At 59.0% G+C, this 13,474-nt stretch carries 13 protein-coding genes and 1 pseudogene; 6 read left to right on the top strand and 8 right to left on the bottom strand.

Annotated features, from left to right (window positions below; genetic code table 11):
• Nucleotides 1–46: 46 nt before the first annotated feature.
• From IB249_RS04130 to IB249_RS04115, 4 genes and pseudogenes are all read right to left on the bottom strand, one after another.
• The gene (locus tag IB249_RS04130; RefSeq protein WP_192302229.1) at nt 47–1,879 is read right to left on the bottom strand and encodes an ABC transporter ATP-binding protein; all 1,833 of its coding nucleotides are present in this window, start codon (nt 1,877–1,879) and stop codon (nt 47–49) included.
• A gap of 89 nt (nt 1,880–1,968) precedes the next feature.
• Entirely contained in the window at nt 1,969–2,526 is a 558-nt protein-coding gene (locus IB249_RS04125) for a peptidylprolyl isomerase (RefSeq protein ID WP_192302228.1), read from the bottom strand.
• Nucleotides 2,527–2,529: 3 nt separating this feature from the next.
• Nucleotides 2,530–3,335, bottom strand: a pseudogene (locus IB249_RS04120) (alpha/beta fold hydrolase).
• A 14-nt stretch (nt 3,336–3,349) separates the two neighbouring features.
• Nucleotides 3,350–4,273 (bottom strand): LysR family transcriptional regulator, encoded by a 924-nt coding sequence (locus IB249_RS04115; protein WP_192302226.1) that lies wholly within the window; start codon nt 4,271–4,273, stop codon nt 3,350–3,352.
• Between the two features lie 49 nt (nt 4,274–4,322).
• Here IB249_RS04115 and IB249_RS04110 point away from each other — a divergent pair, with 49 nt between their 5' ends.
• The 4 genes from IB249_RS04110 (at nt 4,323) to IB249_RS04095 (ending at nt 8,040) form a co-directional block, all read left to right on the top strand.
• A complete protein-coding gene (locus IB249_RS04110) occupies nt 4,323–4,637 on the top strand; it encodes a 3-phosphoglycerate kinase (RefSeq protein ID WP_192302225.1) in 315 nt (104 codons plus the stop codon).
• A 162-nt stretch (nt 4,638–4,799) separates the two neighbouring features.
• A complete protein-coding gene (locus tag IB249_RS04105) occupies nt 4,800–5,399 on the top strand; it encodes an FMN-dependent NADH-azoreductase (protein WP_192302224.1) in 600 nt (199 codons plus the stop codon).
• A gap of 335 nt (nt 5,400–5,734) precedes the next feature.
• The gene (locus IB249_RS04100) at nt 5,735–6,601 is read left to right on the top strand and encodes a carboxylate/amino acid/amine transporter (protein WP_192302223.1); all 867 of its coding nucleotides are present in this window, start codon (nt 5,735–5,737) and stop codon (nt 6,599–6,601) included.
• A gap of 140 nt (nt 6,602–6,741) precedes the next feature.
• Complete coding sequence (locus IB249_RS04095) at nt 6,742–8,040, top strand: mechanosensitive ion channel family protein (RefSeq protein ID WP_192302222.1); 1,299 nt, start codon at nt 6,742–6,744, stop codon at nt 8,038–8,040.
• 96 nt (nt 8,041–8,136) lie between these two features.
• Here the strand turns inward: IB249_RS04095 and IB249_RS04090 are convergent, their stop codons facing one another.
• On the bottom strand, nt 8,137–8,886 hold the full coding sequence (locus tag IB249_RS04090) for a class I SAM-dependent methyltransferase (protein WP_192302221.1): 750 nt from the start codon (nt 8,884–8,886) through the stop codon (nt 8,137–8,139).
• Nucleotides 8,883–10,043, bottom strand: a complete 1,161-nt coding sequence (locus tag IB249_RS04085; RefSeq protein ID WP_192302220.1) for an MBL fold metallo-hydrolase — start codon at nt 10,041–10,043, stop codon at nt 8,883–8,885. The genes IB249_RS04090 and IB249_RS04085 overlap by 4 nt, the downstream gene beginning before the upstream one ends.
• A 327-nt stretch (nt 10,044–10,370) precedes the next feature.
• Between IB249_RS04085 and IB249_RS04080 the strand changes: the two genes are divergently transcribed.
• Entirely contained in the window at nt 10,371–11,717 is a 1,347-nt protein-coding gene (locus IB249_RS04080) for a DEAD/DEAH box helicase (protein ID WP_192302219.1), read from the top strand.
• 71 nt (nt 11,718–11,788) lie between these two features.
• On the opposite strand, the gene IB249_RS04075 is transcribed toward IB249_RS04080, so the two are convergent.
• Nucleotides 11,789–12,064, bottom strand: a complete 276-nt coding sequence (locus IB249_RS04075; protein ID WP_192302218.1) for a hypothetical protein — start codon at nt 12,062–12,064, stop codon at nt 11,789–11,791.
• Nucleotides 12,065–12,141: 77 nt separating this feature from the next.
• Nucleotides 12,142–12,876, bottom strand: coding sequence for a DUF899 domain-containing protein (locus IB249_RS04070; RefSeq protein WP_192302217.1), 735 nt, complete (start codon nt 12,874–12,876; stop codon nt 12,142–12,144).
• 177 nt (nt 12,877–13,053) lie between these two features.
• Here IB249_RS04070 and IB249_RS04065 point away from each other — a divergent pair, with 177 nt between their 5' ends.
• Entirely contained in the window at nt 13,054–13,443 is a 390-nt protein-coding gene (locus tag IB249_RS04065) for a transcriptional regulator (protein WP_192302847.1), read from the top strand.
• The last annotated feature ends 31 nt before the right edge of the window (nt 13,444–13,474 follow it).

The following is a 13,474-nucleotide window of genomic DNA, read 5'->3' as shown; positions in this document are numbered from 1 at the left end:
CCATTGACTGGCACGCCCTCATCGCGAGCAGGCTCGCTCCCACCCATCAATCGATCCCGACGAACCCACCCGTCTGGTGCTGCCATAACCGTGCATACAGCCCGCCGTGGGCCAGCAGTTCGGCGTGGGTGCCCATTTCCGCGATCCGGCCTTTTTCCAGGACCACCAGCCGGTCCATGCGGGCAATGGTCGAGAGGCGGTGGGCGATGGCGATCACGGTCTTGCCTTGCATCAGGGTTTCCAGGCTCTCCTGGATCGCGGCTTCGACTTCCGAATCCAGCGCCGAGGTGGCTTCGTCCATGATCAGGATCGGCGCGTCCTTGAGCAGCACCCGGGCGATGGCGATCCGTTGCCGTTGGCCACCGGAAAGCTTGACCCCGCGTTCACCGACATGGGCATCGAAGCCGATACGCCCTTCGGCGTCCGACAGCAACGGGATGAACTCGTCGGCGCGGGCCTTGTGCACCGCCTCCCAGAGTTCGGCGTCGGTGGCATCGGGTTTGCCATAGAGCAGGTTGTCGCGGATCGAACGGTGCAGCAGCGAGGTGTCCTGGGTGATCATGCCGATGCGCGCACGCAGGCTCTCCTGGCCGACCTCGGCGATGTTCTGGCCGTCGATGAGGATCTGCCCACCCTGCACGTCGTAGAGGCGCAGCAGCAGGTTGACCAGAGTCGATTTACCGGCGCCGGACGGGCCGATCAGGCCGATTTTCTCACCGGGTCTGATCGTCAGGTTGAGGTCGCCGATGATCCCGCTTTTCTTGCCGTAGTGAAAATCCACGTGCTCGAAGCGCACTTCGCCACGGGCCACGGCCAACGGCTTGGCTTCTTCGCGGTCGGTGACGCTGACCGGTTGCGAGATGGTCTGCAAACCGTCCTGGACCATGCCGATGTTTTCGAAGATGCCGGTGACCACCCACATGATCCACCCGGACATGTTGACGATACGAATCACCAGGCCGGTGGCCAGGGCGATGGCGCCCACGGTGATCAGCGACTGCGTCCACAGCCACAGCGCCAGGCCGGTGGTGGTGACGATCAGCAGGCCGTTCATGCTGGTGATGACCACGTCCATGCTGGTGACCACGCGGCCGGCCAACTGGGCTTTGACGGTCTGTTCCTCGATCGCTTCCCGGGCGTACTGCTGCTCGGAGTTGGTGTGGGCAAACAGCTTCAGCGTGGTGATATTGGTGTAGCCGTCGACGATGCGGCCCATCAGCTTGGAGCGCGCATCCGAGGACACCACCGAGCGCTCCTTGACCCGGGGCACGAAGTAGTAGAGCGCGCCGATGTAGGCGGCGATCCAGCTCAACAACGGAATCATCAGGCGCCAGTCGGCTTCGGCGAACAGCACCAGCGAACTGATCGCGTAGATCAACACGTGCCAGAGGGCGTCCACCGCCTGCACGGCGGAATCGCGCAGGGAGTTGCCGGTCTGCATGATGCGTTGGGCGATGCGCCCGGCGAAGTCGTTCTGGAAGAAGTTCAGGCTCTGTTTGAGCACGTAGCTGTGGTTCTGCCAGCGGATCAGGCTGGTCATGCTCGGGCTCAGCGTCTGGTGCACCAGCAGGTCATGCAGGCCCACGAACACCGGGCGCAGGACCAGCGCCACCACGGCCATCCAGGCCAGCTCGAGGCCGTGGTCCTTGAAGAAGTTGACGTTGGGCGTGCCCTGGGCCAGGTCGATGATACGGCTCAGGTAGCTGAACAGCGCCACTTCGATCAGCGCACCGAACAGGCCAACGGTCAGCAGGGCGGCAAAGCTCGGCCAGACCTGCTTCAGGTAATAGGTGTAGAAGGGGAAAACACGGTCCGGCGGCGCCGCCGTCGGAGCGTCACGGAAGACATCGATCAGTTGTTCAAAACGGCGATAAAGCATTGCTTCTCCGCCCGCGAACGGGCTCTTCTTCAAACGCTGAGAGCGGCGCCGTGACCGGCGCCCGCTCCACATCCCTGTGCGCGTGGTTCTCAGTCGATGCGCTTGGCCGACTTGATGAACACAGGGTCGGCAGGCACATCCTTCATGCCACCACGGACGGTGGTTGGCGAGTTGACGATGATGTCGACGACGTCCATGCCCTTCACGACTTTGCCGAACACCGCGTAGCCATCACCCTGGTCGAGGAAATCGTTGTCCTTGACGTTGATGAAGAACTGGCTGGTGGCCGAGTTCGGGTTCGAGGTGCGGGCCATGGACAGTGTGCCACGCACGTTGTGCAGGCCGTTTTTCGACTCGTTCTGGATCGGCGCCTTGGTGTCTTTTTGCTGCATCTGCTGGGTGAAACCGCCGCCCTGGACCATGAAGCCCGGAATCACGCGGTGGAAAATCGTGCTGTTGTAGAAGCCGCTGTCGACGTATTCAAGGAAGTTCTTGGTACTGATCGGTGCCTTGACCGGGTCCAGTTCGATTTCGATCTGGCCATTGGTGGTGTCCAGCAGCACGTGTGGCGCCTTGGCAGGCGTGGCGGCCATCAGGTTGGCGGCAAACAGAACGGAGCCGGCGACGAGGGCGATTTTTTTCAGCATGGGTCAGTGATCCTGATTGAAGTGGTGTCGACTGCGGTGAGAAACTCGAGCAGGGTTTGATTGAAACGTTGCGGTTGATCCAGCGGGGTGGCGTGGCGTGAATCGGCGATCACCACCAGCCGCGCATCGGGTAGCAGTTTGACGTACGTCTCCTTCAGCGAGACCGGTGTGTAGTCACGGTCGGCGCTGACGATGAGGGTTGGACAGGACACCCTGGACAGTCGTTCCTGAACACCCCAGCCAACGATGGCGTCGAAGCTGGCGAGATAAGCACGTTTGTCGTTTTTTGCCCAGCGTTCGGCCATCTTTTCACGTAACCGGGCCTGCTCCGGTTTCGGGAACAGCTTGGCCCCCAAGGCCCGGCCGATGGTGCCCAGGCTCAGCACCCGCATCAGGCTCCAGCGCTTGAACCACTGCCAGTAGTCGTCGCGGCTGCGCAGCTTGACCTGTGGCGCGCTGTTGACGATGCACAGGCTCTTGAGCAATTGCGGTTGGTCCACCGCCAGTTGAAAACCGATCATGCCGCCCATGGACAGGCCCACATAATGCACCGGGCCCAGATTCAAATGCTCGATCAGGGCGATCAGGTCGGCACTGAATCCGGCGATGCTGTAGCGTTCGCGGGGTTTGTCCGAGCGTCCGTGGCCGCGCACATCGGGCACGATCACCCGATAGCGGGCGGACAGTGCCGGGATCTGCATTTCCCAGTCCAGGGTGCTGGAACCCAGGCCATGGACCAGCAGCAGCGGTTGGCCGTGGCCATATTCCTCGTAGTGCAGGTGGCAACCTTCATGTTCGAAATAGGCCATCGGTTCACTCCGTGTCAGGCTTGTTCGGGGGCGGCGAACGGTGCGTCCAGCGGCGCGGTGTCGAAGTTGCGCAGCAGGTCGATGAGGATTTGCGTCGCCGGCCCCAGCGGTTTGTCCTTGTTCGAATACAGGTAGAAGCTCGGATTGCGGCTGCCGCCCTTATCCAACGGTAGCAGCTTGAGCGAACCTTCCCTGAGTTCCCGCTCGATCATGTGCCGGGGCAGCCAGGCAAAACCCAGTCCGCTGCTGACGAACGTCGCCGCCGTGGCCAGGCTGCCGACCGTCCAGCGCTGCTCGGCGCCGAGCCAGCCGACATCCCGAGGCTGCTGGCGGCCGGAGTCGCGGATCACCACTTGCATCTGGCTTTCCAGGTCCTGGAAGTTCAGCTCGCGGTTCAAACGGTGCAGGGCGTGCTCGGGGTGGGCGACGGCGACGAACTCGACGTCACTCAATTCCGTGCCCAGATAGCCCGGAATGCTGAAGCCGGTGATCGCCAGGTCCGCCACGCCTTCGAGCAGGACCTCTTCCACACCCGACAACACTTCCTCGCGCAGGCGCACGCGGCAGCCACGGCTTTGCGGCATGAACGCGGTCAAGGCGCGGACGAGGCGGGCGCTCGGGTAGGCAGCGTCCACCACCAGCCGCACTTCCGCCTCCCAGCCTTGCTCCATGTGGTGCGCGAGGTCTTCCAGCTGGCTGGCCTGTTTCACCAGTTGCCGGGAACGGCGCAGCAGCACGCCGCCGGCTTCGGTCAACACGGCTTTGCGGCCGTCGATCCGCAGCAACGGCACGCCGAGCTGGTCCTGCATGCGGGCCACGGTGTAGCTGACTGACGATTGCGAGCGGTGCAGCGCTTCAGCGGCCTGGGCGAAGCCGCCGTGGTCGACCACGGCCTGCAGCGTTCGCCATTGATCAAGGGTCACGCGGGGCGCTTTCATGTTGAGCTCCTCTTGTCCTAAGCTGGCGGTCCCTATTGGAGACTGCCGAATGAAAAAATTGTGTTGTCTGGTCCTGGCGTTGTTGCCATTGACGGCGTTTGCCTACCCGATCGATGTGCAAAAACAGCTGAACGGCCTGAGCATCGACTACAACGCCAACGACACGGATACCGACATCGCCTCTATCCAGGTGAACAACTACGGCACCACCGATGCATCGTGCAAGGTCGTCTTCAATAATGGTCCGGAGGCGCCACGCACTCGCAACATCGAAGTGGCTGCCGGCAAGCACAAGACCGCGACTGCCAAGTTCAACCGCTCCATCATCAAGATGCGCATCAAGCTGACCTGTACCCCGAAATAGCCTCGGGTCCTGTGGGAGCCGGTTGCCTCCCACAGGGCATGCTCAGCTTATAAACGAATTTATTGATGGGTTGTAGCAGTTATTTGCGCTTTTTCATCGATATAACTCTGTTTAACCTTCACTCCATCGACTTACAGCATTCTCAGATGGAGGCTACATCCCATGTCCCGCGTTCTGATCATCGAAAGCAGCGCCCGTCAGCAAGACTCGGTTTCGCGTCAACTGACCCAGACCTTCATCAGCCAGTGGAAAGCCGCGCATCCGCAAGACCCGATCACCGTCCGCGACCTGGCCGTCAACCCGGTGCCGCACCTGGACATCAACCTGCTGGGCGGCTGGATGAAATCCGCCGAGCTGCGCAGCGAGATCGAACAGGCGTCCCTGGAGCGTTCCAATCAACTGACCGATGAAGTGTTGGCCGCCGATGTACTGGTCCTGGCCGCACCGATGTACAACTTCGCCATCCCGAGCACCCTGAAGGCCTGGCTCGACCATGTGCTGCGTGCCGGCGTGACCTTCAAGTACACTGACACCGGCCCGCAAGGCCTGCTCAGCGGCAAGCGTGCCTACGTGTTGACGGCTCGCGGCGGGATCTACGCCGGTGGCCCGGCGGACCATCAGGAACCGTACCTGCGTCAGGTCATGGGTTTCATCGGCATCCACGACGTGACCTTCATCCATGCCGAAGGCATGAACCTGGGTGGCGACTTCCAGGAGAAGGGCCTGAACCAGGCCAACGCCAAACTCGCCCAGGTGGCTTGAGCTTTAATCGCCAGATAATCCCTTGAGGGTCAAATGGTCTGGCGAATCCCCTTCAAGGTTTCACGCGCATCGAACCTCCCTTTGCACTGGTTGCTCCTGAGTGCTGCCGCCCGATTGTACGCATCAGCGAGATCGGGCTTTTTTTTTGCCTGGGATTTGCCGATTTACCGATGCCTCCTGTGGGAGCGAGCCTGTTCGCGATTGCCCTGTGTCAGTCGCCCTTCATTTTCTGACATAACGCTATCGCGAGCAGGCTCGCTCCCACAGTGTTCCAGGTGTTCTCGCGATCCTTGATAAAAACCGCTATCGTCGCCGCCATTCCAAACGAGGCGAACATGGGCTATCTACTTTTTGTCACGCTGATCCAGGCGTTTTCCTTCAGTCTGATCGGCGAATACCTGGCCGGTCATGTCGACAGTTACTTTGCGGTGCTGGTGCGGGTTTTGCTGGCGGGGCTGGTGTTCATTCCCCTGACACGCTGGCGCTCGGTGGAGCCGGCGTTCATGCGCGGCATGCTGCTGATCGGCGCGTTGCAGTTTGGCGTGACCTACGTCTGCCTGTACCTCAGCTTCCGGGTGCTGACCGTGCCCGAAGTGCTGCTGTTCACCATTCTTACGCCGCTGCATGTGACCTTGATCGAAGACGCACTGAACCGGCGTTTCAATCCCTGGGCCCTGGTCGCCGCACTGGTGGCAGTGATGGGGGCGGCGGTGATTCGCTATGACCGCATCAACCCGGATTTCTTCATGGGGTTCCTGCTGCTGCAACTGGCCAATTTCACCTACGCCGCCGGGCAAGTGCTCTACAAGCATCTGGTGGCGCGGCATCCGAGCGACCTGCCGCATTACCGGCGCTTCGGTTACTTCTACCTGGGGGCACTGGCGGTGGCCTTGCCGGCGTTTCTGCTGTTCGGCAAACAGAACTTCCTGCCCGAAGCGCCGCTGCAATGGGGCGTGCTGGTATTCCTTGGCCTGGTTTCGACCGCACTGGGGTTGTACTGGTGGAACAAGGGCGCGTGCCTGGTCAATGGCGGCACGCTGGCGGTGATGAACAACCTGCACGTGCCCGTGGGGCTGCTGCTCAATTTGCTGATCTGGAATCAACATGAGGAACTGGGGCGATTGCTGTTGGGCGGGTCGGTGATTCTGGCGGCGGTGTGGATCAGTCGGCTGGGTGTACGCCAGCCGGTCGCTGCACACTGAGTCACTGTGGGAGCGGCGCTACGACGTGCCGGTGATGTGAAGACACTGGCTGTTGTGTGTCGGCCATTGTCTGAAATGTCATCCAAGGCGTCTTAAATGCTTTAATCGCTCGACGCGCCCTACGGAAGAACCGGTTTACCATGGATATTCAACAGTTCTGGATCAACCTCCAAGACCTTTGGGGAGCGCTCGATCAGCACCCGCTCCTGCGCTCGGGCCTCGGCCTGCTGACATTGCTGGTGGTGGCGCTGGCCCTCGGACGAGTGGCGCGCTACCTGATCCTGCACGCGACCAAAATGCTCGGCCGTCAACCGGCACTGCACTGGATCAACGACTTCCGGCAGAACAAGGTGTTTCATCGCCTGGCACAGATGACCCCGCCGCTGTTGATCCAGTTCGGCCTGCATCTGGTGCCGGAACTGGGCAAGACCAGCCTGCTGTTCCTCGGCAACGTCGCGCTGGCGTTCACCATCCTGTTCATGCTGCTGGCCGTCAGCGCCCTGCTCAATGCGCTGCTGGACATCTACGCCCGCACCGAACACGCCCGGACCCGCTCGATCAAAGGCTACGTGCAACTGACGAAAATGGTCCTTTACGTCTTCGGTGCGATCATCATCGTCGCCACCCTGATCGATCGTTCGCCTCTGTTGCTGTTGTCGGGTCTGGGTGCCATGTCGGCGGTGATCCTGTTGGTCTACAAGGACACGCTGCTGTCGTTCGTCGCCAGCGTGCAACTGACCAGCAACGATATGTTGCGGGTCGGCGACTGGATCGAGATGCCTCAGGTGGGTGCCGACGGCGACGTGGTGGACATCACGTTGCACACCGTCAAGGTGCAGAACTTCGACAAGACCATCGTCTCCATCCCCACCTGGCGCCTGATGTCCGAGTCGTTCAGGAACTGGCGCGGCATGCAGCAGTCCGGTGGTCGCCGGATCAAACGAAGCCTGTTCATCGATGCCAGCGGTGTGCGCTTTATCCGCGATGACGAAGAGCAGAGGCTGTCCCAGGTGCACCTGCTGACCGACTACATCAGTCGCAAACAGGCCGAACTCAAGGCCTGGAACGAAGCCCAGGGCAATGTGGCGGCGATGTCGGCCAACCGTCGACGGATGACCAACATCGGCACCTTTCGCGCCTATGCGCTGGCTTATCTGAAAAGCCATCCGGAGGTCCAGCCGAACATGACCTGCATGGTGCGGCAGATGCAGACCACCGCCCAGGGCATTCCCCTTGAGATTTACTGCTTCACCCGGACCACGGTGTGGGCCGATTACGAGCGGATCCAGGGGGATATTTTCGATTACTTGCTGGCGGTGCTGCCGGAGTTTGGCTTGAGTCTTTACCAGCAGCCGAGCGGGGGGGACTTGCGGGCCGGGTTACTGCCCGCGGTGCTGGGTGCCAGCCATAGCCAGGAGGCCGAGAAACACATCATGTAGTTGACGCCGCTTTCTTGTGGGAGCGAGCCAGCTCGCGATGCGTCGTGTCCGAGACTGATCGGCACACCACCATCGCGAGCGCTCAGGCGCTGTAAGTTACAGGCGGAAGTACGAGGTATAGGGCAGGAATGGCGAGCGCAAGACCTGAATGGTGTTCATGTCGAACACTTCAAGCAAGGCTTGTGTTTCGCCAGGGAAGTGAGGGCAGTTCAATTCGTCGAACACCACAATTGACCCTTTTGTGAGCCTTGGCTTGATGGCTTCGAGTACATCCCTGGTAGGTTTGTAGATATCCATGTCGAAAATGGCCATTGAAATGAGCGAGTGAGGATTGTCCTCGAGCCATTGCTTCGAGGTCACTGAAGCATCGCCCTTGATCAGGGAAAATTTCTTCAGGTGATTGTTGGGGCTCAGCGACTCCTGGGCTTGAAGAAGTCGTTCCAACAGGTTTTCGTATCCATGCTCGACATGAAAGTCTCCGGAACTCACGAGTGCGCCATCTTTAGCGTCAACCCCAGCGAACCCGCTGAAGGTGTCAAAACCGAAAATATGCCTGGAGTAATTGTAGGGTTCCTTGATGGCTCTGAGGTTCAACAGGGTCGCCAGGCTGCTGCCATAGTGGACGCCAAACTCGCAGATCGACCCTGCGACAGGGAGCATTTCATCGTAGAGGAAATTGAGATTCAGGATGCGCGCCAGGGACGGTCTCGACAGCGTGGCGACCGAAGGCCAGTTCCAGAATTTGCCTGCGAGCGTTTGAATCTGACCGTGAACATCACGCAGCTCTTCGTACGCATCGTGCTGATCGGTAGGAGTGAAAAACAGTTGACCGTCGGTGGTTTTCATTTGCTTTCCATTAAAAAATTTAAGCCGCGTGAAATGAGTTTGCCTTGAATCAGGTAGGCCAGCTTGGAAACCTTGCCGTGAAGGCTCGATATATTCTGATCAGGCCTGTGGATGAGTCCCATGCCACCGATAATGATCGCTTCCAGCGTCAGTTCCGCATTCAATATTCTCGACCAGACCTGTCGTGAAGCTTCGTAGCCGACGGTGCCTTCTTCATAACTCGCTGAAGAAGTCATCAGCTTGACGGGTATGGAACCACCCACGGCATTGTTGATGAACTGCTCAAGCCTTCCCAGCAGGTAGTCGAAGAAAGCTTCGCTGTCGCTGCTGATATCGTCGACCTGACCTGTTTTTATATTAAGCCCGGCGGTGCACTGAATGAATGGTCCGGGGTGGCTGCGCAAGAAATCCTGCGCCAGATCATAAAGGGACTTTTCATCCCACGATGCAGGATAGGGATACAGCGACTGGTTTGCGTAGTAGTAGCCTTTTGCAAGCCCTAGATGCTCGAGGTTTGCGGTAGTTGCTTTTTGATAGGACTTGAAGCGGGTTTCAATAATATCCATCGCACTGTGTTTATCAAAGGATGGATAGTTCAGAGGGAAACAGTCGGCGATACCAAACTGGATGAAGAAATAACGGTTGTCAACAGGGGTCGATTTAAGACAGTTGTTGAGTGCATTGATCAATGCGGGCGGATATTCGTGCCAGTTATCATTGGCATGAATAACGGCGTCCTTTTCGGATATGATGCTGACAACCGAGTCGTACTCGGTGAACTCCGGGTTAATGAAGCACCTTAGTTCCACGCCTTCAACATAATGGGGCTCCTCTGTCAGCTCAATCGGGTAACGGCCTGTGAGGCGCTCGATTCGCTTGGACAGCCCATTGGTCTTGAATTTTGGAACGTAGAAGGTGGCATTAGCCAGATGTTTCTGGACAAAAAAATCATCGAGATGGTCGTCGTGACCATGTGAGATGATGATATTGAGTTTGTTTGTGGGGATTGAGAGTAACTTGTTAATGGTTGTTGTGCGGGGAGACGGGTTTTGAATCCAGCCGCCGAACGCCGGGGAAACATACCAGGGGTCAGTCAGGAAAAAACAACCATTCTCTTCCAGTAATAATGAAGCGTGGTTAACAAATTCGATTTCCACCGGCGATACCCTTTGCATCCGTTGTTTTATATAGTAAGCAAGGCAGAATATTTTTTGCCGCATGATATCTGATTTTTATTTTCCGGGCAATTGCCAATAAGAAATAAAATCAAATGAAAGTTCGCTAGAGTAAATATCAATCAATGTGCCTGTTGTTGGTGCTGTTAGAAATTTATTTAAAATAGTTTGCGAGCGTGCGCCCGATATATGAGTTGGTTCGATGCGTTGATTCGACCAGGGGGATGATGAGTCGGATGACCTACTACTTCGGGCCCGAAACCGGTAACCTATACCGCTGATTTTTTGCATTTCTTCGAGGTAGCACCCGTGTTTTCCGAATTCGCCCTGCACGAACGCCTGCTCAAAGCTGTGGCCGAGCTTAAATTTGTCGAGCCTACGCCTGTGCAAGCAGCGGCTATTCCGCTCGCGCTCCAGGGGCGTGACCTGCGGGTGACGGCGCAAACCGGCAGCGGCAAGACCGCAGCTTTCGTCTTGCCCATCCTCAACCGTCTGATCGGCCCGGCGAAAGTCCGTGTCAGCATCAAGACCCTGATCCTGCTGCCGACCCGTGAACTGGCCCAGCAGACCTTGAAGGAAGTCGAACGCTTTTCCCAGTTCACGTTCATCAAGTCCGGCCTGATCACCGGCGGTGAAGATTTCAAGGTCCAGGCCGCGATGTTGCGCAAGGTGCCGGACATCCTGATCGGGACGCCGGGGCGGATGATCGAGCAGTTGAACGCCGGCAACCTCGACTTGAAAGAAGTCGAAGTGCTGGTCCTCGACGAAGCCGACCGCATGCTCGACATGGGCTTTGCCGATGACGTGCAGCGTCTGGTGGACGAATGCGCCAACCGCCAGCAAACCATGCTGTTCTCCGCCACCACCGGGGGTTCGGGCTTGCGCGAGATGGTCGCCAAGGTCCTGAACAACCCTGAGCACCTGCAGCTCAACGCGGTCAGCCAACTGAACGAAACCACCCGCCAGCAGATCATCACCGCTGACCACAATCAGCACAAAGAGCAGATCGTGAACTGGTTGCTGGCCAACGAGACCTACCAGAAGGCCATTATCTTCACCAATACCCGGGCCATGGCCGACCGCATCTACGGTCGCCTGGTGGCGCAGGAGTACAAGGCGTTCGTCCTGCACGGTGAAAAAGACCAGAAGGACCGCAAGCTGGCCATCGATCGCCTGAAGCAGGGCGGCGTGAAAATCCTCGTCGCCACCGACGTTGCCGCCCGCGGCCTGGATGTGGACGGCCTGGACCTGGTGATCAACTTCGACATGCCGCGCAGCGGCGACGAATACGTTCACCGCATCGGTCGCACCGGTCGCGCCGGCAACGATGGCCTGGCGATCTCGCTGATCTGCCATGGCGACTGGAACCTGATGTCGAGCATCGAGCGCTACCTCAAGCAGAGCTTCGAGCGTCGCACCATCAAGGAAGTCAAAGGCACCTACGGCGGGCCGAAAAAGGTCAAGGCCTCGGGCAAAGCCGTTGGGGTTAAGAAGAAAAAGACCGACGCCAAGGGCGACAAGAAAAAAGTGGCCGCCAAGACCCCGACCAAGCGCAAGAGCGCCAACCGTCCGAAGGCCGAAGTGCCGTCGCTGGTCAGCAAGGATGGCATGGCACCGCTCAAGCGTCGCAAACCGCAGGCTCCGGCGGCTGAGTAAGCCCCGCACCCGCGCCTAAAAAAACCGGACAGACGTCCGGTTTTTTTAGGCGTGCAATTCGCTTGAAGCGATCAACCCTCGGCTTTCTTTTCCGCCGACCCCAATTCTTTCAGGCGCTGGTCGATCAATTGGCATTTGTCCGGCAGGTCCGCACTGGCCGTGCCCAGGTCCATCTTCTGCAGCTCGTCGTTGATCTCCTTGGCCTTGGCCGGATTCTGCTCGGTGAGCTTGGTGACTTCACGGGCGAGCTGTTCGCGCTTGGCAGTGGCTTCCTCGGGCGTGCAGGCCCAGGCGGGCAGGGCGCAGGCGACTGCGGTGGCGAGGGTGATGTTCAGCAGGCTTTTCATGGCGTGGCCTCGGTTCCGTTTGGGCGGTCAATCGGTTGAGGGCGCCCGGGCCATGAAAGTTCCGCCGTTTGCCTGGATTACCCGCTGTGACAACAGCTCGAGGCGGTCTTGTCTTCATAGCGATCGTGATGCCGTACCCATTCCATGATTTGTTCTTCATTGCGACCTTTGGGCGTCAGGTCGAGGAAGTTGTAGGCGCCGACCAGCAGGTCGAGGCCGCGAGCGTAAGTGGAGTAGGTGTGGAAGATCTCGCCTGCTTCATTGCGATAAAACACGCTCAGACCGGGGAGCTCCTCTTCGGCACCGTCGGTCTTTTCGTAGTTGTACGTGGCTTTGCCAGCGGCGACATCTTCCGCGCGGGCCGAGACGCCAAAGTCGTAGTTGAAATCACAGCCTGCTGACGACACCCAATCGAATTTCCAGCCCATGCGCTGTCTGAACCCCTGGAATTCAGCCAATGGTGCGTGGGAAACCGCCACGACAGCGACCTCATGATGGGCCAGGTGCTGGTTGGCACCGTCGATGTGGTCGGACAGGAATGAGCAGCCTGGGCAGCCTTCCTCCCAGCCGTCGGCAAACATGAAGTGGTAGATGACCAATTGACTGCGACCGCCGAACAGGTCGGCCAGTTTCAGCTCGCCATGGGGGCCCTGAAAGCGATAGTCCTTGTCGATCTTCACCCAGGGCAGGGCGCGCCGCTCGGCGCTGAGTTTATCGCGTTCCCGGGTGAAGGCCTTTTCGTGGGCCAGGTGCTGTTTGCGGGCCGCGAGCCATGCTTCTCGCGACACGACCGGGTGGTTTTGAATGTTCATCGGGTTGACTCCTGCGCAACGCTGGGAGGTGACTGACACAGCCTAGTCGTTCGGACCGCACCGGGATCGACATACCGCCGGTCGGTCGTGGCAAAAAACCTGGCTGAACGGCTGGCCCGGCAGCCGGTCACAACCAATGAAGGCCATCACACTCACGGGCTTTGGAGGTTGAACAGGATGACGACTTATAACTGGGATTTGATTGAGCGTCTGCTGCACGAAGTGCAGAACGGCGCAGCAAGCTTCACGCCACGGCCCTACGCGGAACAGTACGCGGCGGAGAAAGCGTCGGAGGGTGAGCAGACTGAAAACCTGGATCATCTGAAAGCGGTGGCGGGTGAATACGAAAAGTTGTTGCTCGAGCGCGGCTACATCGAACCTCGGCCCGAAGAAGAAGGCGGCACGGGGTCGAACTACATTCTGACGATGCGCGGTTCAAGGTTGTTGAGCCTGATCGACAGCAGTATCCCTGGCAATGACCATCCGCGGCAGGTGCTGGATGAGCAGGACGATGCGCTGGATGAGGTGACGTTTGATGAGCTGGCGTCGAAGGCGCAGATTGCCTGATGCACCTGGGGTCGTTGAATCCATTGTGGGG

Source organism: Pseudomonas sp. PDM04, from assembly GCF_014851765.1.
Classification (GTDB): domain Bacteria; phylum Pseudomonadota; class Gammaproteobacteria; order Pseudomonadales; family Pseudomonadaceae; genus Aquipseudomonas.
The sequence above is the reverse complement of the archived record's forward strand: the minus strand, read 5'-3'. Positions and strand labels throughout refer to the sequence as shown.